General features: G+C 65.1%; 17 protein-coding genes. 10 read left to right on the top strand and 7 right to left on the bottom strand.

The features are described 5' to 3' along the window. The first annotated feature begins 1 nt into the window (after nt 1). Together K9B35_RS07160 and K9B35_RS07165 are read left to right on the top strand one after the other, a co-directional pair. Nucleotides 2–1,057 carry a sugar phosphate isomerase/epimerase family protein gene (locus tag K9B35_RS07160; protein ID WP_224921146.1) on the top strand — a complete coding sequence of 352 codons (1,056 nt, stop codon included), beginning with the start codon at nt 2–4 and terminating at the stop codon, nt 1,055–1,057. Further along, a complete protein-coding gene (locus K9B35_RS07165) occupies nt 1,057–2,526 on the top strand; it encodes an MFS transporter (protein WP_224921147.1) in 1,470 nt (489 codons plus the stop codon). The genes K9B35_RS07160 and K9B35_RS07165 overlap by 1 nt, the downstream gene beginning before the upstream one ends. Here K9B35_RS07165 and K9B35_RS07170 read toward each other — a convergent pair. Both K9B35_RS07170 and K9B35_RS07175 read right to left on the bottom strand, forming a co-directional pair. Beyond that, nucleotides 2,523–3,059 carry a hypothetical protein gene (locus K9B35_RS07170; RefSeq protein WP_224921148.1) on the bottom strand — a complete coding sequence of 179 codons (537 nt, stop codon included), beginning with the start codon at nt 3,057–3,059 and terminating at the stop codon, nt 2,523–2,525. The genes K9B35_RS07165 and K9B35_RS07170 overlap by 4 nt on opposite strands. Further along, the gene (locus tag K9B35_RS07175) at nt 3,050–3,661 is read right to left on the bottom strand and encodes a thioredoxin family protein (protein WP_224921149.1); all 612 of its coding nucleotides are present in this window, start codon (nt 3,659–3,661) and stop codon (nt 3,050–3,052) included. Before K9B35_RS07175 ends, K9B35_RS07170 begins: the two co-directional genes overlap by 10 nt. An 87-nt stretch (nt 3,662–3,748) precedes the next feature. On the opposite strand from K9B35_RS07175, the gene K9B35_RS07180 reads away from it, so the two are divergent. Both K9B35_RS07180 and K9B35_RS07185 read left to right on the top strand, forming a co-directional pair. Continuing rightward, nucleotides 3,749–4,369, top strand: coding sequence for a gluconate 2-dehydrogenase subunit 3 family protein (locus K9B35_RS07180; protein ID WP_224921150.1), 621 nt, complete (start codon nt 3,749–3,751; stop codon nt 4,367–4,369). Further along, complete coding sequence (locus tag K9B35_RS07185; RefSeq protein WP_224921151.1) at nt 4,369–6,060, top strand: GMC oxidoreductase; 1,692 nt, start codon at nt 4,369–4,371, stop codon at nt 6,058–6,060. Before K9B35_RS07180 ends, K9B35_RS07185 begins: the two co-directional genes overlap by 1 nt. 17 nt (nt 6,061–6,077) lie before the next feature. Here K9B35_RS07185 and K9B35_RS07190 read toward each other — a convergent pair whose 3' ends face one another. Then, nucleotides 6,078–6,983, bottom strand: a complete 906-nt coding sequence (locus tag K9B35_RS07190; RefSeq protein WP_224921152.1) for an alpha/beta hydrolase — start codon at nt 6,981–6,983, stop codon at nt 6,078–6,080. An 8-nt stretch (nt 6,984–6,991) separates the two neighbouring features. Continuing rightward, nucleotides 6,992–8,176: an MFS transporter gene (locus tag K9B35_RS07195; RefSeq protein WP_224921153.1), complete on the bottom strand. Its 1,185-nt coding sequence runs from the start codon at nt 8,174–8,176 to the stop codon at nt 6,992–6,994. 196 nt (nt 8,177–8,372) lie between these two features. Here K9B35_RS07195 and K9B35_RS07200 point away from each other — a divergent pair, with 196 nt between their 5' ends. Continuing rightward, on the top strand, nt 8,373–9,830 hold the full coding sequence (locus K9B35_RS07200) for an MFS transporter (RefSeq protein ID WP_224921154.1): 1,458 nt from the start codon (nt 8,373–8,375) through the stop codon (nt 9,828–9,830). A gap of 157 nt (nt 9,831–9,987) precedes the next feature. On the opposite strand, the gene K9B35_RS07205 is transcribed toward K9B35_RS07200, so the two are convergent. Then, complete coding sequence (locus K9B35_RS07205; protein ID WP_224921155.1) at nt 9,988–11,460, bottom strand: aldehyde dehydrogenase; 1,473 nt, start codon at nt 11,458–11,460, stop codon at nt 9,988–9,990. Between the two features lie 275 nt (nt 11,461–11,735). On the opposite strand from K9B35_RS07205, the gene K9B35_RS07210 reads away from it, so the two are divergent. From K9B35_RS07210 to K9B35_RS07225, 4 genes are all read left to right on the top strand, one after another. Then, nucleotides 11,736–13,271: an MmgE/PrpD family protein gene (locus K9B35_RS07210; protein ID WP_224921156.1), complete on the top strand. Its 1,536-nt coding sequence runs from the start codon at nt 11,736–11,738 to the stop codon at nt 13,269–13,271. 125 nt (nt 13,272–13,396) lie between these two features. After that, on the top strand, nt 13,397–16,270 hold the full coding sequence (locus K9B35_RS07215; RefSeq protein WP_224921157.1) for a TonB-dependent receptor plug domain-containing protein: 2,874 nt from the start codon (nt 13,397–13,399) through the stop codon (nt 16,268–16,270). A 14-nt stretch (nt 16,271–16,284) separates the two neighbouring features. Then, nucleotides 16,285–16,551, top strand: coding sequence for a hypothetical protein (locus K9B35_RS07220; protein ID WP_224921158.1), 267 nt, complete (start codon nt 16,285–16,287; stop codon nt 16,549–16,551). Between the two features lie 38 nt (nt 16,552–16,589). Further along, nucleotides 16,590–18,050 (top strand): carotenoid oxygenase family protein, encoded by a 1,461-nt coding sequence (locus K9B35_RS07225; RefSeq protein WP_224921159.1) that lies wholly within the window; start codon nt 16,590–16,592, stop codon nt 18,048–18,050. Nucleotides 18,051–18,115: 65 nt separating this feature from the next. Here the strand turns inward: K9B35_RS07225 and K9B35_RS07230 are convergent, their stop codons facing one another. Next, nucleotides 18,116–19,075: a helix-turn-helix domain-containing protein gene (locus K9B35_RS07230; protein WP_224921160.1), complete on the bottom strand. Its 960-nt coding sequence runs from the start codon at nt 19,073–19,075 to the stop codon at nt 18,116–18,118. Nucleotides 19,076–19,264: 189 nt separating this feature from the next. On the opposite strand from K9B35_RS07230, the gene K9B35_RS07235 reads away from it, so the two are divergent. Next, nucleotides 19,265–19,924, top strand: coding sequence for a nuclear transport factor 2 family protein (locus K9B35_RS07235; RefSeq protein WP_224921161.1), 660 nt, complete (start codon nt 19,265–19,267; stop codon nt 19,922–19,924). A gap of 39 nt (nt 19,925–19,963) precedes the next feature. On the opposite strand, the gene K9B35_RS07240 is transcribed toward K9B35_RS07235, so the two are convergent. Beyond that, complete coding sequence (locus K9B35_RS07240; protein ID WP_224921162.1) at nt 19,964–20,932, bottom strand: hypothetical protein; 969 nt, start codon at nt 20,930–20,932, stop codon at nt 19,964–19,966. Between the last annotated feature and the right edge of the window lie 52 nt (nt 20,933–20,984).

Raw genomic sequence — 20,984 nt, forward strand, 5'->3', positions numbered from 1 at the left:
GATGAAGACGTTGAAGGGGCCGGGCATCTTCCTCGCCCAATTTGCGGGCGATGCCGCGCCGTTCAATTCGCTCGACAGCATCGCGGCCTGGGTCGCCTCGCTCGGCTACAAGGGCATCCAGATTCCGAGCTGGGACAAGCGCCTGTTCGATCTGGATCGCGCAGCGGAGAGCCAGGATTATTGCGACGAAGTGACGGGCATCGCTGCGGCGCACGGCCTAGCCATCACCGAGCTGTCGACGCATCTTCAGGGTCAGCTGGTTGCGGTCCACCCAGCCTATGACGCCCAGTTTGACGGGTTCGCGGCCGAGCATGTGCGCGGCAATCCGGTGGCGCGGCAAGAATGGGCGGTGGATCAGGTGAAGAAGGCGGCGACTGCCAGCCGGCGCCTTGGCCTCACCGCCCACGCCAGCTTCTCGGGCGCGCTGGCCTGGCCCTATGTCTATCCCTGGCCGCAGCGCCCGGCCGGCCTGATCGAGGATGCGTTCGACGAACTGGCGCGCCGGTGGAAACCGATCCTCGACCATTTCGACCATGAGGGCGTCGATATCGGCTATGAGATCCACCCGGGCGAGGACCTGCACGACGGCGTGACGTTCGAGATGTTCCTCGAGCGTGTCGGCAATCATGCGCGCGCCAACATCCTCTACGACCCCAGCCATTTCGTGCTGCAACAGCTCGATTATCTGGCGTTCATCGACATCTATCGCGACCGCATCAAATGCTTCCACGTCAAGGATGCCGAATTCCGGCCGACCGGGCGGGCAGGGGTCTACGGCGGATACCAGAGCTGGGTCGACCGTCCGGGCCGCTTCCGCTCGCTCGGCGATGGGCAGGTCGATTTCACAGCGATCTTTTCCAAGATGGCGGCGAATGATTTCAACGGCTGGGCGGTGCTCGAATGGGAGTGCGCGCTCAAGCATCCGGAACAGGGCGCAGCCGAAGGGGCGCCGTTCATCGACCGCCACATCATCCGCGTCACTGAACATGCGTTCGACGATTTCGCCGCAGGTGGGGCGGATCGCGACCTGAACAAGCGCATCATGGGGATCAGCTGATGACGGTGGCCGAGCGTGCAGGGACCTTGCCGCCGCTCGGCTGGCCGACCCGCTTCGCCTTCATGGCGTGTGCCATGCCGGAGCTGATCAAGAGCTTCGCATGGGACGCCTTCGTATTGTTCTTCTATGCGCAGGTCGTCGGGCTCGACGGCATGTTGCTGGGTGCCGCGCTGGCGATCATCCTCGTCTTCGATGCGGTCGCCGATCCCTATATTGGCGCGCTGTCCGACCGGATGGACAGCGCCCCGCTCGGGCGTCGCCACACCTTGATGGCCGCCGCGGTGGTGCCGTTCGCCGTGGGCATTGCGATGGTGTTCCGCGTGCCGGGCGGACTTGAGCAATGGCAGATCTTTGCCTGGCTGCTCGGCTTCGGGCTGCTCGCGCGCGTAGGCATTTCGTTCTGGACCGTGCCCGCCTACGCGATGGGCGGCGAGCTGACGCGCGAGAGCGGGGAGCGCAACATCGTCGCGGTCATGCGCAACATGGGCAATCAGCTGGCGATCCTGACCGTTCCCTATGCCGCGTTCGCCTGGTTCTTCGTCCCAGGCGGCGGGTTCAGCAAGCCGCAGCTCAATCCTGCGCCCTATCCAGATTTTTGCTTGTTCATTGCCATTTGCGGCGCGGCGCTGATGATCATCGGCCTGCTCGGCACGCGCGCGCGGATGCGGGCGGTGGAGCAGCTGGACCGCAGCGTGGCGAGCGAAGCGCCCGAAACGTTGCCGCAATTGTTCCGGCGGCTGGTCGCGGCGATCCGCACCACGCCCAATGTCGGGCTGTTGCTGCTGGTCGCCTTGCTGGTGCTGTTCACAAATTCGGTGGTGAACCAGCTGACGTTGCACCTCGCCACCTATTTCTGGCAGCTCGACGGCAACTGGACGCCGCGCCTGCTGATCGCCGGGGTGATCGGTTCGCTCGTCGCCATGTTCCTCGCGCCCGCCTGGATGAAGCTGGTCGGTACGCGCACGGCGATGATCTCGGGCCTGGCGGTGTTCTTCGTGCTGCAGGCGGGTGCGGTGCTGCTGCCGCTGCTCGGCCTGTCACCACTACCCGCGACCGCCGCGATCGGGGCGTTCGTGTTCGCGTTTCGCGTGCTCGGCGGGGTCGCCTACGGCCTGTATGTCGTGCCGTTCAACGCCGTAACCTATGATATCGGCGACGAGCATGAGGCGAATACCGGCAAGCCGCAACAGGGGCTGGTCGCGAGCTTCATGTTCATCGGACTTCAGGTCGGCAGCGGGCTGGTCGCGCTGTTCGCCGGGTCGTTCCTCGGCATCATCGACTTTCCCGCCGGGCTGCCGGTCGATCAGATGCCGCAGGACAAGGTGCGCGCGCTCGCCTGGTTCGTTACCGCGCTGATCGTGATCGCGGGCGCGGCGATGGCGTGGCTGGTCGGGCGGTTCGACGTGTCGGCGGAAAAGCAGTCGGCGATTCGCGAGAAGCTCGCCGCACTGCGGTCGGGGCGTGACTAGTCCAAGTCAGCGAAGCCAGCCCCAGCGCCGTAGAAGCGGATCGTCCCGTCGCGCTCCGGCGCAGTGACCCCGACGCACAGCTGCACCCCGAAGCGCAGCGGCAGCAGGGGGGCGAACGCGATCGTCGTCAATCGCCGCGCCGACGCCGGATAGTATTGCCGCCATTGCTCGGGCGGGTCGAACGGCACAGCCACGCTATCCGGCTCGGTCTCGCGCTCGGTCAGGGGAATGCGGTCCATCCCGCCATGCTGCAGCACCAGCCAGTGGATGCGTGCGCCATCGGTGACCTCCCACAGCAGTGAGACCTCGGCCAGTGCCTGTTGCCGCCCATCGCGCAGGATCGAGGTGGGCAAAGGAAAGTGGAACCACGCCTCACGCCCGGCGCGCAGACGAAAGCTGGAGAAGAAGCCGCGATGCCAGCCGAACCCGTCCGACCAGTCCGCGCCATCGACCGGCGCGAAATAGTCGGTCCCGCGCTCCTGCGGCACCACGGCGGCAGCGGGCAGCCAGATGCGGTTCGCAATCACGCCCATGTCGGGGCGTTCCCCTCGAGCCATTTGATCGAGCAGCCCGCGCTCGGCCGCTGCGGCTGGGGCGGAGGATCGCCAGCCAGCAGCGCGTCGGCGGCACGGCGCATATCTTCGCCCGTCACCGGCAGGTCGGTGCGCAGTGGCGGAAGGCCCGGCACGGGCGGACGATTGATCTTGGGGCGGCTGGCATCGAACTGCCCCGCGTAAAACAGGCGCAGATCGGAATCGAACATGAAGAAGTCCGGCGTGCAGATCGCTTCGTAGGCGATCGCGACCTGCTGGTCCGCATCATGGAGATACGGGAAGGGGAAACCGCGCTCCGCCGCGAACAGCTTCATGTGCGCATAATCGTCCTCGGGAAACTCAACGATGTCGTTGGACGAGATCGCGACGACGCCGATGCCGCGCGCCTGATAGTCGCGTGCGAAGTCCACAAACGCGTCGATCAGGTGGAGCACGAACGGGCAGTGGTTGCAGATGAAGGCGACGATCAGCCCGTTGGGACCGGCGACATCCGCCAGCCGGACCGTTCGCCCTTCGGTATCGGGCAGCGCGAAATCGGGCGCGGGCGTGCCCAGTTCCATCATGCGCGATAGTCTGAGCATCCGTGCCTCTCCCGCTAGAAATAGAATACACATTCTGATATCAGGCGAAATCGGAGCCGGCAAGAACCGGCGCGGAGAGGGTAGAGCATGGGTCAGGCGGGCTGGACGCGGCGCGAATTTGGCGGGGGTGTGGCGTTGCTCGCGGCGGTCGTGGGGATGCCCGCGGTCGTTGCGACATTGTCGAAACAGGATGATGCTGACGCACCGAGCGACCGCCAGCGCACGATGATCCGCGACATCAGCCAGCTGGTGATCCCGCGCACGGCTACCCCCGGCGCCGGGGACGTGGGGGTGGGGGACTTCGTAATCCTCGCGCTCGCCCATGGCTTGGACAAGAGCCGTGCACCGCTCGTGCGCGACACGGCTCCGGCAGCCGCCAGCGGGTACCTGCGTAGCGACGGCAGTCTGCGCCACCTCGACTGGCTGGAAGCCGAACTCGATCGCGCGGCGAATGGCGACTGGATGGGCAAGCCCGAGCCGCGCCGAGCCGCGATCCTGACGCGGCTGGACGCCGATGCGTACGCCGCGAAGGATCATCCGTGGAAGACGGTGAAGGGGTTGATCCTGACCGGCTATTACACCTCGCAAACCGGCGGCGCGCAGGAGCTGCGCTACGAACTGACGCCGGGACGCTTTGACCCCGCGGTCGCGGTCAAGCCGGGCGAACGTGCCTTCTCCAGTGACTGGACCGCGGTGGAATTCGGCTGATGGCAGATGCGATGATCTTCGACGCAATCGTGGTCGGCTCCGGCATCACGGGCGGCTGGGCGGCGAAGGAGCTGACCGAGGCGGGGCTAAAGGTCCTTATGCTCGAGCGCGGGCCGATGATCGTGCACCAGACCGGATATGTGAACGAGACCAAGGCGCCGTGGGACATGCCGTTCCGGGGGGTCGGCGATGCCGAGAAATATGCGCGCGACTATCCGGTGCAGCGCGGCAACCGCCATTTCACCGAATTCACCGAGCCGCATTTCGTCAACGATGCCGAAAACCCTTATGCGACGGAAGACGGCACCGCGTTCAACTGGTTTCGCAGCTATAATCTGGGTGGGCGCTCGCTGACCTGGGGGCGGCAATCCTATCGCTGGTCGGACTACGACTTCGACGCCAACCGGCGTGATGGCAACGGCACCGACTGGCCGATCCGCTATGCCGACCTCGCCCCGTGGTATGACAAGGTCGAGGAGTTTATCGGCGTTTCCGGCGCGGCCGAGGGGCTGGCGCAGCTGCCCGACGGGCGCTTCCAGCCGCCGATGGCGCTGAACGTCGTCGAACAGGCGGTGCGCGAGAAAATCTCCGCGCGCTGGCCCGAGCGGCGACTGACGATCGGCCGCACCGCCAATCTGACCGAGGCCAAAGACGGGCGCGGCGAATGCCAGCGCCGGTCGATCTGCGCCCGCGGCTGCTCCTATGGCGCCTATTTCTCGACCCAGTCCTCCACTCTGCCCGCGGCGCAAAAGACCGGCAATCTGACCCTGGTCACCGACGCGGTGGTCGAGAAGATCGACTATGACCCCGCGACGCGCCGCGTCACCGGCGTGCGCTGGATCGACGGCAAGACGCGCGCGCGCGGGCAGGCAACGGCGCGGATGGTGTTCCTCAATGCCGGGGCATTCAACTCGGTGCATCTGCTGCTCAATTCGGGCAGCGACGCACTGCCGAACGGCCTCGCCAACGCCAGCGGTGTACTCGGCACGCACATCATGGACCACGCCAGCACCCTGTCGGCGATCGCGCTGTTCCCGGGCTTCGAGCAATGGACCACCTTCGGCAATCGCCCGACCGGCATCGTCATCCCGCGCTTCCGCAATCTCGACGCGATCGACGGCGCGGGGCACGATCGCGGCTTTTCGTTCCAGGGCGGCGCGCTGCAATCGGGCTGGACGCGCGGCAAGCGCGAGCCGGGGATCGGTGCTGCGTACAAGGAGGCGCTGCAGCCGCCCGGCATGTGGCGGATGGTGCTGGTCGCCTTTGCCGATTGTGTGCCGCGCGCATCGAACCGGATCACGCTCGACCCCAAGCGGACCGACGCCAATGGCCTTCCGATCCTCAAGGTCGAATTCGCGTTCGGCGCGGAGGAGCATGCCGCGCTGGCGCAGGCCAAGGCGGATGCCGCCGAGATGCTGGGCCATGCGGGTGGCAAGGTCATCATGGGCTTCGACCGACCCAACCCGGGCGGCAGCGCGATCCACGAAATGGGCGGTGCGCGGATGGGCGCGGACCCAGCGACCTCGGTGCTCAACAAATGGAGCCAGGCGCATGGCGTCGCCAATCTGTTCGTCACCGATGGCGCCCAGATGAGCTCGTCCGCCTGCCAGAATCCGTCGCTGACCTATATGGCGCTGACCGCACGCGCGGCGGGACATGCGGTCGAGCTGTTGAAGGAGGGGGTGATTTAGGTCACCCCCATCAGACCTTACCTAGCCTTGAGCATCCCGATCGCGCCCAGCCAGCGGTGGAACGTCTCAATCCACCCCGCCGACGCGGTGCCCTCGCGCCCCAAGCCGAAGCCATGGCCGCCATTGGCGAGTAGGTGAAACTCGATCGGCTTGCCCGCCACGCGGTAGCTTTCGAGCAGCGGCAGGCCCGTTTCGCGGGTCAGCAGGAAATCGTCCGCCGCGATCGTGACGAACATCGGCGGTGCGTTCGCGGGTACGCTCATCGCCGCCATGTTGGGATAGATCGGCGCGGCAAAGGCCGGCATCGCCGCGCCGCCTTTTTCGATCACGGACCGGGTCAGGAAGCCACCGGCGGAGAAGCCCATGAACCCGATCCGCTTCGCGTCGACGCCATAGCGCGCGGCGTTGTCGCGGACATGCGCCAGCGCGGCGAGGCCGTCGGCAAGCGCTTCGGGCGGGGTATCCTTGGGCGGCGCGAAGCCGACGCTTTCGCCCCCGATCATCCGGTTGAACTTGTCCTGCCACTCCGCATTGTCGCGCGGGGTGGGCAGCACGTGATATTTGAGGACAAAGGCGGCGATGCCGTGGTTGGCGAGCCAGCGCGCGACCTGCCACCCCTCGGCATCCATCGACAGACCGAGGAAACCGCCGCCGGGCGCGACGATCACCGCGGCGCCGGTCGATGGGCCGGCGGGCAGCACCGGAATCAGCGTGGCGTGCGAGACGTTGCGCACCCCGATCGACCCGTTCTGAGTCATCCATTGCTCGCGATCCGGCGCGTCCTTCGGCGCAGTCGGCAGCGTAACCGCGCCCGGTTGGAGCGGTGCTTCGATCACGTCGTAGCGGAAGCGCGGCGGCTCCTGCGCGGTGGCCGACGAGAGGGCGAGGAGCGCGGCAATGGCGCTCAGACAAGCGCGGATCATCGCAAGTCTCATGCTGCAGCGGGCTGAAGCGTCGGGCGGCGGTCGACCACCAGCCAGACGACGACTGCCCCGACGATCCCGACGATCCCCGCGACCAGGAACGCGGCCTGCATCGAACCCACCTGCGCGCGCACCAGGCTGACCAGCAGCGGCGAGACGAACTGGCCGAAGAAAAAGCAGGCGGTCCACAAGCCCATGCCGCGTCCGCGATGGGCATAGGGCAGCTTGCGCTGTGCCCAGGCGATCAGCGTGACCACCCCCATGCCCGCGCCCGTCTGTTGCACCATCATGCCGAGGATCATCATCCGCCAGTCGCTGGCGAGGCCGATGATGGCGAGGCCGGTGCCGAGCGTGGCGAGCAGAGCGAAGAGCTGGGCGCGCGAGCTGACCTGCCAGCGGCCGAGCAGCCAGAACACGCCCGCGCCGACCAGGATGAACAGGCTGGGCAATGCCGTGATCCGACCGATCTTGCCCGGATCCTTGACCCCCAGCTCCTGCCAGACCAGTCCACCATTGATGATGAAGACATAATAGAGGACCGAAACGAACAGGGTCACGCTGCCGATCGTTGCGAGGACGGTCCAGGGGATGCCGCCATCGGCGGTCTCGCCCTCGACCCGCGCGGGTGCGACCTCACGCTGCGGCTCGTACATGTAGCGCAGCATGGCGAGGAAGATCGGGAAGGCGACCAGATAGAGCAAGAAGATGCCGTTCCAGCGCCACGCGGTCAGCGCCCCGGCAAAGAAGATCATCACCGACGACAGCGCCGGGCCGATCAAGCCCTGCATCGTCAGCCAGTTGCGGCGGCTCTTTTCGTCCCAATAATCGGCGATCAGCGTGTTGAGCGTCGTCAGGATCGCGGCCTCACTCAGGCCGAGCAGCAGGCGCGAGGCATAAATGGCGTCGAGCGATTCGAGCAGGAACGGTGCGGAGCCGAAGATCCCGTAGAGCAGGGTCGATCCGAGCAGCAGGCGACGGCGCCCGAAGCGATCGACCATCAGGCCGACGAACAGCGCGGTGATCGCAATGGTCAGGCCGGGGGCCGACACCATCGCCGGCACCTTCCAGCTGGCATTGGGGTCTGCACCGAAATGCGCGATCATCGCCGGCACCGCCGGGAACATCGACACGATTGCCATGATCGGCAGGAACCCCGCGATGATGACGGTGAACCCTTGGGCGGGCCCGGGCACCCGCGACGAGTCTGACTTGTGCAACGCCTTCACTCCCCTCCGGACGGACGCGCGACCACATCCGCCACCTCAACATCGCGGTCGTGAATCGCCGCATTGGCTTGACGCTAAGCGAAACAGGCTCATAATAGAAGCATCATTTTAATTAGGGCTGTGCCGCGGGTGCAATGCCCGGAATTTTCGGGGCGGCAGTCATATGGATCGAGGGGCAGGCGCGCCGCACGACGGCGGCGCGGCACAGCAGTTGACTGATCGTCAGCGCACGCTCGCCTTCCTCACTGTGCTGATCGCCTTCGTGCTCGAAGTCGCCGATACAACCATCGTCAACACCGCCTTGCCCGAGATCCGCCGCGCGCTGGATGCCTCGTCGGCGGCGATGCAGTGGATCGTTGCGGGCTATTTGCTCGTGCTGGGTGCGCTGTTGCTGCTGGGCGGACGGCTGGGCGACGCGTTTGGCTATCGCCGCATGTTTCTGATCGGGGTTGCGGGCTTCATCGCGACCTCGGCCCTGTGCGGGCTGGCGCAAACGCCCGAGCAGCTGGTCATCGGCCGCCTGCTCCAAGGGGCCGCCGGCGCGATGATGGGGCCGCAGGTGATGGCGATCGTGCAGACGCTGTTCTCCCCGCTCGAACGCGTTGCGCGGCTCGCCTGGTTCGGCGTGATCGGGGGGCTCGCCGCGATCCTGGGACCGATCCTGGGTGGCTTGCTGATCGAATGGAACTGGTTTGGCCTTGGCTGGCGGCTGATCTTCCTGATCAACCTGCCGATCGGGTTGATCGCGCTGTGGCTGGGGTTGCGGACGATTCCGCAGCGCGACGCCGGACGCCCGCTGCAGATCGATCTGTTCGGCGCGGCGCTGTTTGCGGCGGGCTTTGCGGCGCTGCTGTTCGCGCTGATCGACGGGTCGGAGCGGGGCTGGCCCGCCTGGGCGATTCCGTGCGCGCTCGTCGGAGTCGCCTTGGTCATCGTGGGCTGGATCCGGGCATTGGCACGGCGGCGCGCGGGGCGGGCAGCGATCATCGAACCTGCGTTGTTCCGCCTGGCGACCTTCCGCTGGGGACTGGTCGCGGTGCTGGCCTTCTCGGCCGGCGCGGCGGGCTTCCTGCTGGTGCTCGCGGTCGCGTTGCAACAGGGGCTGGGCAAGTCCCCGCTCGATACCGCGCTGGCGCATGTCCCCTTTGGCATGGGCGTGATGGCGGGCATCAGCTTTATCGGGAAAAAGTATCTGCCGCGCCTCGGTCGCTGGCTGCTGATCGGTGGCGCGCTGGTGATGATGACGGGTGCCAGCGGTGCCTTGACGCTGATCGCGGGCGGAACCGGCGGCGGTGTCGGATTCTTTGCGCTGCTTGCGCTGGCAGGGGTCGGCATGGGGATGCTGGCCGGGCCACTACCCCCGATCGTGGTCGCCGATGTCGACCGCGCGTTCGCGGGGACGGCCAGCGCGACGCTGCGTACCGCACAGCAGCTGGGCGGCGCGATCGGCATTGCGGTGATCGGCTCTGCCTATTTCGCGGCTGCGGCCCGGACGAGTGGCGCGCTTGCGGGCTTGCCGGTGGCAGGCGCGCTATTCATCGCGCTGCTCCTGCTCGCCATCCTCGCGGCGTGGCGATTGCCGGCGGACATCTTCGGGGTGCGCGGCGGCCAGGTCCGCTGATCGACAGTGCCCAGTTTGATCATTTGGACGAGAACGGGAATGCGGATTGCCGCTATCTGCGGGTACTCCGGTCTGGCAGACGATTGAAAATCAGGCGCCGTGCCGCCCATCGCGCGCGCGATCGCAAAGCTGTTCAGTGGTGCGCCACCCGCAACCGTCAGCCGGGCAGATAAATCGTCTTCAGCTCGAGATAGTTTTGCAGCCCTTCCAGTCCGCCTTCTCGACCGATGCCGGACTGTTTGAATCCCCCAAACGGCATCTCGATATCGACGGCCATACCGTTGATGGCGAGGGAGCCAGCGTCGACCCGCCGCGCGATCGCCAGTGCGCGATGTTCGTCGGCCGAATAGACTGCGCCATGCAGTCCATAATCGGTGGCGTTGGCCAGTGCGATCAGTTCGGTTTCGTCGTCATAGCGGATCAGCGAGACCACCGGTCCGAAGATCTCCTCGCGCGCGATCGTCATATCCTGGGTCACATCGCCAAACACGGTGGGCTCGAAAAACCATCCGCGCTTCTGGACGGTGGGCCGCCCGCCGCCGGTCACCAGACGCGCCCCTTCCGCAATCCCCTGTGCAACATAGCGTTCAACCCGGTCGCGCTGGCGCGACAGGCTGAGCGGTCCCATCTGCACGCCGTCTTCGAAGGGATTTCCTACGTTCACCTTGCGGACCGCCGACACATAGCCGTCGAGTACCTCGTCATAGCGTGCGGCGGGCACGAGTATGCGCGTCAACGAAAAGCACACCTGACCGGTGATCGGCATCGAGTAGGGAACAAGCGTGGGCAGCACCTTGGACAGGTCCGCATCATCGAGAATGATCGCGGCCGACTTGCCGCCCAGTTCAAGGCTGAAGCGCGTCAGGCGCGCGGCGCAGGCCGATGCAATCGCCTTGCCCGCGACGGTCGAGCCGGTGAAGCTGACCTTGTCGATCCCCGGGTGGCGGACGAGATAGTCGCCGATCTCCCGCCCGCCCTGGATCATGTTGAACACCCCGTCCGGTAGCCCCGCGCCCGCGATGCATTCGGCCAGGATATGCGCGTCGATCGGCGTCTCCGGCGACGGCTTAACGACGAAGGTGCAGCCCGCGGCCAATCCAGCCGCCACTTTGTAGCACAACAGGACCAGCGGCGCGTTCCACGGCGTGATCGCGGCGCACACGCCCGCCGGCTCGCTGATCACCTGCACCCGTCCACCCGACGAGCGCGTGCGATGATCGACAAACGGATAACGGGTCGCAAGGTCGCCGTAAAAGTCGAACAGACCCGGCACCTGGCGCGAGGCATTGCGGGTGAATCCAATGATGGCGCCGACCTGCCCGGTCCATGCCTCGGCCAGTTCGGGAAGCCGTTCGGCGAGTAACGCCGCCACCCGTTTCAGCGCAGCGCCGCGTTCTGCCGGTGCTATGCGCGGCCATGGGCCGTGATCGAACGCCCGGCGCGCCGCGGTCACCGCCCGATCGACTTCCCCATGCGTTGCCTCGGCATGGCGCATCAGCAGTTCCTCGCTGTGCGGCGCGATCACGTCGAGCGTGGCGGCCTGCGCGCCTTCCTGCCAGTTGCCACCGATAAAGAATGGTGCGTTGGCGCGTGCTTCGATGCCTACCAATGTTGCTCTCAGCGCTTCCACCTGGCTTATCTCCACATCTTGTTGTCGTGCGGCGCGCGACCGCATTCGGCACGCGTAGGGTGACCCATGGCGGTGATGCAAGCGACCCCGACGCGGAACTAACCTATTACAAACAAAAGCTTACGCAATTCAGTGCGCTCGCGCCAAAGCGGTCGAGCGCGGCGGGACATGGCGGGGTGCAGCCCAAGGGGCTACCCGATCAAGCTAGCATCGCAGCGCCCGACCCGAGCCGGTGTCTGCGCGGAAGACTCACAAGGACCGGGAGAGGGCGCACCATGGTCGATCGTCGTCATCTGCTCATCGGAAGCGCGGCCTTGCCCATTTCCGGCATGGCCTCTGCGCGGCCAGCCAGCCCCCAAACGGCGCCGGTCGCGCCCCGCCATCCCGCCGCCGCCGAAGGGCGCGCGACCACGGACCCTGACGGCACCACGACCGCCACGCTGGTCAATTTCGCGAGCACGCTGCGCTATGAGGATCTGCCGCCTGCCGTAATCGATGCCGCGAAACGCTGCATGGTCGATGCGCTGGGGTGCGGCGTTGCCGGTTGGGAAAGCAACAAGGGCCGCCTCGCCGCGACCGCGATGGCCAAGCTTGGGGGAGCTGGCGAGGCGCAACTTTGGGGTGGCAAGGCGCGCCTCGCGACCACCAACGCCGCGTTTGCCAATGCCGAGCTGATGAATGGCCTGGATTACGACGCGATCCCGCATATCCCGCCGGTGGTGGTTCCCGCTTTGATGGCTTTGGCGGAAGCGCGCCGGACATCCGGGCGCGATTTCATTCTGGCGTTGGTCGTTGCCTATGAGCTGGCCGCGCGGTTGAGTTCGGCCACCAGCCCGATGGGTGCCGCGATCCTCGAGACGGGCACCACGCCAGAGGTGTTCGCGATCAATCAGGAATCGATGCTCGCCGCCGCTGCTGGCGCGGCGCGACTGCTGGGATTGCCAACAGCGGCAACGGCGAACGCGATCGGGCTGGCCGGCTATTACTGCCCGCCACAGGCCGCGCATGACTGGGAAACGGGCAGTCCCAAATCGAACGTGAAATACACGCCGGTCGGCTGGGTGAATCAGGGTGCCGTGACGGCGGCACTGCTTGCCGAAAGCGGGTTCACCGGCAATCCCCGCGTGCTGGACGGCCCGGCGGGCTTTGCCCGTTTCTATGGCTTCAGCAAATGGGACATCCCCGCCGCAACGCGTGGGCTGGGCGAGCGCTGGACGATCGTCAACGCCGATTACAAGCCCTATGCCTGCTGCCGCTACGTCCACAGCCGGATCGACGCGCTGGTGGCCCTACTGGCGCGCCAGCGGTTCGACCCCGCCGCGATCGAGCGAATTCAATCCTGGGGGCCGCCCTTCGGCGCCAACCCGGACCCAATGAACGTGCGCACGCAAGAGGATGCGCAGTTCAGCGTCCCTTATATGCTGGCGCTGGTCGCGCTCGGTCGGCCGCTCGACGCGCGCTGCCAGTCGGCCGAGCAGCTTGCCGATCCGGCGGTGAAGGCGATGATGGCCCGAATCCAATGGTCCACCCATCCGCGCACAGTGGAAACCAAGCGCGCCGATCCGCGCAGCTTCATCGCCAGCGTCGAAGTGACCGCATCAGGGCAGCGCTACACGCATGAGGTCATGTATGTGCGCGGAATGGGGTCGGTCCCCGACATGCGCCTCGACGATGCCGCACTCGACGCGAAGTTCATCGACAATGCGCGCACCCGGATGTCGGCGGCGGCGGCGCGACGCGCACTGGATGCGGTGCGCTCGCTCGACCGGGCGACCGACATGGCGGCGGTCGGTCGTCTGTTCGCAGGCTGACTCCGGCGCGTGCACTGCCGGGTAAAGCCGCATGCGTCCCTGCATAAACGGCTGGCGCGCGGGTCGCCTATCAGGACGCTCATGGAATGCCCGGGAAGGGTACCGATACAGGAGGGGAGAAACAGATGAACCGCTCAACGCATTCGATCAGCCGACTCATGCGCAGCGCCACGACGACCGCCGCCATCGCGCTGAGCCTTGCCTTTCCGGCGATCGCCGCGGCACAGGAGGATAAGACCGCCGGCGAGACTGAGGCAAAGGCCGCCGACGAAGTCGTCGTGACCGCCAGCCGCGTTCAGCGCGACGGCTTCACCGCGCCGACCCCTACCACCATCGTCGGCACCGAGGCGCTGGAAGCACGCGGCGCGACCAACGTTGCGACCGTGCTCAACGAAATTCCCGCGTTCAAGGCTTCCCAATCGCCGACCACGACCGGCGTGCGCGCGGCGTTTGCCGGCTCCTATTTCGCCGATCTGCGTGGCCTTGGGCCGTCGCGTACGCTCGTGCTCGTCGATGGCAACCGGTTCGTGCCCCAGATCGTGACCGGCATCGGCACCTATCAGGTCGATCTCAACCAAATTCCCGCACTGCTGCTCGAACGGGCCGAAGTCGTTACGGGCGGTGCGTCGGCACAATGGGGCTCCGACGCGGTCGCCGGGGTCGTCAACCTGATCCTGCGCAAGGACTTCGAAGGGCTACGTGCCGAGGCGCAGGCCGGCGTATCCGAACAGGGCGACAATGCCGAATATCGCATCGGTGCGGTCGGCGGCCTGAAGCTCGGCGAGCGCGGGCATATCACCCTCGCGTTCGATCATGTCACGAATGACGGCATGGGCGACGTCTTCACACGCGACTGGGGCAGGCTGGGCTATGGCCTCGTTGCCAACCCCAGCCGCGCCACCAACGGCCTCGCCTCACAGTTGTTGCTGCCGGACGTGCGCTATTCCACCATGACCAATGGCGGCCTGATCAACAGCACCACCGGGCCCGCGGCGCAGCTGCGCGGCATCTTCATCAATCCCGACGGGTCGATCGGGCGTTTCCAGTACGGCAATTTCGTCGGGTCCAGCTTCATGCAGGGCGGCGGCAGCAATGCCGGCATCAACTTCAACACCGGCGTCTCGGTGGCGCCAAAGGTCCGCCGCTGGACCGGCTACGGCCGTGCCAGCTATGAAGTGGCGGACGACGTCACGTTTTATGCCGAGGCGTCCTACGCCGACACTGTTGGGCGCGGACAGACGCTGCCGCCGCGCAACGAACAAGCGACGCCGATCGTCATTTCGACGCAGAACCCGTTCATCCCGGCCGCACTGCGGGCCGAAATCGACCGGCTCAACGCGCTGCCCGCGAACGCCGCCAACCAGATCACCAGCTTCAACCTGGGCCGCAACAGCGTGGATATCGGTTATCAGCGCACGCGGGTCGAGGTCGAGACGAAGCGCGGCGTCGTCGGGTTCGACGCGCGCCTGGGCGGGTCGTGGAAGCTGAACGGCGCGGCTACCTATGGCGAAAATCTCTACACCCAGCAGGTATACGGTAACCGCATCCAGGCCAATTTCCGCTTTGCTGCGGACGTGGTACAGACCGCAAATGGCCCGGCGTGCCGCGCCGTCGTCGCGGGGAATGCGGCTGCGGCCGGGTGTGTCCCGCTCAACGTATTCGGTGAAGGTTCGCCTTCGGCGGCGGCAATTGCCTATGTCACCGGGACCACCCTCACCCAGACCTTCTACAAGCAATTCGCCACCAACCTGAACCTGTCGGGTGAGCCGTTCAGCACCTGGGCCGGCCCGGTCTCGGTCGCGCTGGGCGCCGAGTATCGTCGCGAAGACCAGAACACCTCGGTCGACGCGATTGCCGAAGCGGCCGGCTATGAAAGCTCGAACGCCCGTGCGCTGCGCGGCAGCTTCGACGTCAAGGAAGCGTATCTCGAAGCGGTCGTGCCGCTGGCGCGCGACCTGCCCCTGCTGCGCGCGCTCGATCTGCAGGGCGCGGTGCGCTTCACCGACTATAGCTCCAGCGGCGGGGTGACGACGTGGAAGCTCGGCGGAACCTGGGAACCGATTGAAGGGCTGATGGTGCGTGGGACCTTGTCCCGCGACATTCGCGCGCCCAACATTTTCGAGTTGTTCACCCCCGCCGTCACCACGGTGCAGACCCGCAACTTCTCCGCCGGGGTCGCCGGCGGTCCGACCGGCCAGGTGGCAACGGCCAATCTGGTGCGCGGCAATGCGGGCCTTCAGGCCGAAACGTCGGAGACCAAGACGCTCGGCGTATCCTACGCCCCGCCGTTCATCCCCGGGCTGAAACTGTCGGTCGATTATTTCGACATTCGCGTCGACGACGCGATCGCGTTCATCGACGCCAATCTGGTCATCAACTTCTGCACCGGGACGACGCCAACGCCGGATCAGGCATATTATTGCTCGTTCATCACACGTACGCCCGCTGGGGGCACCACGGTCTATACGGTGGACAATCCCTATTTGAATCTGGGCTATGTCGAGCGCCGGGGCTTCGACTTCGAGGCTTCGTACCGGCTGCCGCTCGACAAGCTGTCGGGCAAGCTGGGCGGGTCGCTCACCGCGCGCTTCTCGGGAACGCTGTATGATAAGTTCGGTGAGGATATCACCGGGACTGGCTTCATCGAGCGTGCCGGCGACGTCATCGGCACCCCGCGCTTCCTGACGAACAGCTCGCTGACCTACGATGACTCGCTTCTGACGCTTCAGCTGCAGATGCGCACGATCAGCAAGGCCAACTACAACAACCTGTTCGTCGAAGGGGTGCAGATCAACGATAACGACGTGCCCGCGCGCCAGTATTTCAACTTGTCGGCAACCATCCGCGCGACCGATCGCTTCGAATTCTTCGGCGTCGTCAACAACCTCACCGATCGCGATCCGCCGCTGATCCCGCAGAATTTCGGCTACCCCACGGTGCCAGCATTCTATGACATGATCGGGCGCAGCTATCGCTTCGGCGCGCGCGTACGGTTCTGACAAGGAGGATAGTGATGAACGATCCCAATGCACCTGTTGGCGCTCTGCCAATCTCCCGCCGCGCGCTCGCCCACGCGGCGATGGGGGGCGCCGCCGCCCTTGCGCTCCCGGTGAAGGCCGCGGCGCTCCCGCGTCTCGGCGGCGCGCCTGTGGTGGGCTTTCACGCCGACGCGCCCTGGCTCGATCCGACCGGGCGCGACAAGCCCTACCACCCCCCAACCGCAACCGGACGCTTCGCGCCCGACACGGAAAGCCTGATGCGGCTGGGCCATTTCCTTTGACGGATCGCCGTCCCCGTCGGGCGGGCTAGGAGTTCACCATGGTTGATTTTTCCAAGATGAAGGCCGCGCAGGGCTTCTTTGCCCCGCAACGCTTCGAGGCCGATGTCCTCGACTGCGAAACGTCGGGATCGATCCCGACGGAACTCGACGGCGCTTTTGTCCGACTGGGCGGTGAATGGTATTATCCGCCGAAGTTCGACAATGACGCGATTCTCAACAGCGATGGCCATATCAGCAGCTTCCGGTTCAAGAATGGCCGGGTCAGCTACAAGAGCCGCTTCGTGCGCACCCCCCGGTTCGAGGCGAACCTGAAGGCGGGCGGCCAGCAGTTCGGCTTTTACCGCAACCCCTATACCGACGACCCCGCCGTGCAGGGGCTCGACCGGACCGTCGCCAACACCACGCCCTTCGCCTTTGCCGGGCGTCTGATGGCACTTAAGGAAGACGGGCTGCCTCACCTGATCGATCCCAACACGCTGGCGACAGTCGGCCGCTGGAACTTCGGCGGCAAGTACAAGGGGCCGCATTTCACCGCACATCCCAAGGTCGATTCCGACACCGGCGAGATGATCGCCTATGGCAATGAGGCGAACGGGCTGGCCGGCGACGAGGTCTACGTCGCGACGATCGACAAAAAGGGCCGCGTGACCCACGATACCCGCTTCACGGTGCCCTATGTCAGCATCATGCACGACATCGCGTTGACCGAGAAGCACATCATCTTCCCGTTCGCTGGCTATGTCACCAGTCCGGAAAGGCTGAAGGCCGGCAAGATCCACTGGGGTTGGGACAACAGCAAGGAAAGCTACATCGGCATCCTTCCGCGCGGCGCGGAGGGCAAGGACATTCGCTGGTTCCGCGGACCGCTGCGATGCATGATGCACACGTTCCACGCGCGCACTGTTGGAAACAAGGTGATCATGGAAGCGCCGTTCTACGACGGCAACTTCTTCCCGTTCTTCACCAATGTCGACAACAGCCCGTGGGACCGCACTAAAGCCAAGGGTTATCTCCGCCGCCTGACGTTCGACCTTTCGTCCAAGCATGACGGGTGGACCGAGGAAATCCTGTTCCCGACGCCGATTATGGACATCGGCGCGATCGACCGTCGCTATCTCACCCGGGACCAGCGTTATGTCTTCACCGGCTTCACGGACCCGTCCAAGCCGTTCAACGTCGCGCAGGGCGGTAACCTGCAAGGACGTGTTACGAACTGCTATGGGCGGTTCGACGTCAAGGCGGGCCAGATGGTATCGATGTTTGCCGGCGAAACGCACAGCCTCGCCGAAGCGTGTTTCATTCCGCGCAAGGGCGGTGACGAAGGGTCAGGCTGGCTGATCGGTGTCGCGTCGAACTTTGCCGAAATGCGGTCTGAGTTGCTCATCGCCGATGCGGAGCGCCTGGCCGACGGGCCGATCGGGCGGGTGCTGCTGCCCTTCCGCGCCGCGCCACAGGTTCACGGCACCTGGGTCGAAAACGGCGAGCTGCCGTTCGCCTAAAAAAAAGGGGGAAAGGGGCCGCGGCGACACCCGTGTCGCCGCGGCTCCTTTTTTTGTCATTCGTTCTACTGAACGGTTCTGATCGGCATCCCGCCGTGAATGGCGCGATAGTCGCGCGGACTCTCGCCATAGGCCAGTTTAAAGACCCGGCTGAAATAGGCGAGGCTGCTAAAACCGCACGCATAGGCGATATCGGTCACTGACTGCTCGGCCTTGTCCGGATCGGTCAGATCGCGCCGACACGCCTCCAGCCTGCGCTGAAGGATATGCTCGGATAGCGTGCACCCGCTATCGAGAAAGATCTTGTGCAAGTAGCGCTTCGAACAATTCAGACCCCGCGCCACCGTGTCGATCGACAGATCGTAGCGGCGCAGATGGAGGTCAAGATATCCCTCGATCCGCTCGCGCATCACCTCCCGGCTCGTCCGACGCACTTCGTGGCTGCCATGTTCGAGCAGCGCAAGCCGTGCGAGACGCGCGATCATCACCCCGATATCGCCCTCGCTACAAGCGCGGCTATTATCGGACGCTGCAGTGGTCAATGCCGACCGCAGCATGCTCGAATAGCCGCTGGCACCGGAATAGAGGCGCAGCGAGTAGGGCGTGAGATCGGCGAGGTTCAGATCCTCGGCGCGAACCAGCACGGCGGACTGGCGCGTCAGTTCGGTCGAATGAAACTTGAACGGCCGCGTCATGTCGTAGAGCGTCCAGTCGCCCGGCTTCAGCGCCACCCTCTTATCGCGCTGCTCCAGGAAAATTGTTCCTTCATGCTGGACGACGAGCTTGAACAGGCGGCGGTCATCGCCGCGCGCCTGCTGGTGATTGCGGCTCAGCGCATGTGCGGGTGCGGTAACACGGGCGACGGTAAATTCGCCGACGTGGCGCATGGTCGTCGAAGCCCGAAACTGCTCGTCGCTCGGTTTGATGTCGAAGTCGCCGAGGCTCGCCCAAATATGTTCGCGCCAATAGGCTGCTCTCTCAGCCTTGCGCACGACATCTGTCGAGTGTTCCCTAAGCCCCGCCATCGTGCATCCCTCTCGACAATGCACCCTGCTGCTTTGGCCGGGTGCTTGGGGCCGATTATGAAGACCCTGAGAGGTATCCTGTCAATAAAATTGTAATCACAATTTTACTTTGCCGCGGTGCGTGGCTAGCCAAATGACCATGCGCTGCTGGATGGGTCGATTGCGCTGCGACGATTTAGGTTCAGCCGCTTGAACGGACCGGCGGACATCCACGTTTCATTGCCAGCGCCGCACCGATGCCAGGCCGGTCACACGGGTCAGATGAAAGGGAGAGACATGAAAATCACCGCTGTCGCGAGCAGCGCCTTCGCGCTTTGCATCGCCACCCCGGCAGCCGCGCAGGTCAGCCCGGAGGAATACGCCGTAGCGCGGGCCGAGATCGTCAATCTTTCCAGCCGGCTGATGATCGCGTTCGACGCGCTGGACGCCGACACTTACGCCGACTGCTTTGCCACGGATGCGACGCTGAACTGGATCGGCGGCGTCGAAAACGGCCGTGAGGCGATCCGCAAGGCATTGACCGCATGGCGTGTGCGGATGAGCGATAGCAACATCGCACCGGACGCCACCTCGCGGCAGCGCACGCACCATTTCGTGCTGAACCACAACGTCACGATCGACAAGGGCGGCAAGACGGGGAAGGGTATTGTTTACTGGTTCGCCTTGACCAATCGCACGCCGCAAAAGGACGTGCAGCCGCTCTATTTCGGCCACGTCGTCGAATATTACGTCAAGGAAGACGGCAAGTGGCTGTATTCCAAGCGTGAAGTCTATAACGAATCGCTGTCCAACCGCTCGGTCTATTATCCCGAACTGGGGGAGATCGACCCGCGCAAGCCCAAGCCCTGAAACACTGCGCCGCCCCGGTACGACCCGGGGCGGAACGCGTCACTTCTTGGAATATTTCGCCTCGCGATTGCGGATTACGTCGGGGTTCTGGGTATAAGGCGACCGCATGTTATAAGGCGTTGCGATGAACACCGCCTCGACCCCCGTGATCATCCCGTCCTCCAGCTTGAAAGTCTCGAGCAGGCCCCAGCTGTGCGGCTCACGGAAGATGGAGCGCGCAGGCGTACCATCGGTCAGCGTATACTGATCCAGCACGCCCTTGTGGTCGATGAACCCCCGCGCCATCACGATGCAGCGATATTCGTCGACAAGGAAATGATCGCGATCACGCACGCGCTCGTTGAACAGATAGCGGCCCGATTTGAAGCCCTTCTCGATCTCGGGGAAGTTCAGCCCGTTTTCTGTGCGCGTCGCATCGGGTGAAAACCGCGTTCCGCGGATCTCGCCGTTATTGTTTTCCAACGTCTCGAAATAGCCGTCGGCGAGGCGGACCAGTTCCGCACGCGGCCGGCACTTCGCTTTCGGCACTGCCTTGTCGAGATGTGGCGACCGCTGGAACTTGTCGAAATCGGCGATTGGAGTCGGCGGTGCCGACAGGTTGCGCTTGGTCGAGATCAGATGTTCGATCTCGGTGATCTGCTCGCCTTCGACCTTCAGCCGCACGGCGAGATAGCCGGGTGTGTCGTTCTGGACGATCCGCGTGTAGATGCCGACGTTGCCGGTGGTCGGGTCGGACAGCGTGAGTGCCGGGCCGACCTCTTGGGTGACCGTGTCCCAGGTCGCGTCTGGGAACGGCATTTCGACGAAATTCTCGACAAAGCGCACCCGGCGCGAGATCGGAGCCTTGGACGGATCATGCGCCAGAAAGGCGGCACGATACTGGTCGCCGATCTTTTCGAGGCACACGCGATCGCATCCGGCACCGGCGTCGCGGTGCTGCGCGGACGGTGCGCCGGTCAGACTCGCCACCGCAAGGGGCACCAGTACAGCCTTCAGCATCAAATTCATCGCTCTCTCCTTATGATTTGTTCGCTGTCGGATGCATCGCGGCGTAGTGCTG

Source organism: Sphingomonas sp. R647 (assembly GCF_020177055.1).
Lineage (GTDB): Bacteria > Pseudomonadota > Alphaproteobacteria > Sphingomonadales > Sphingomonadaceae > Sphingomonas.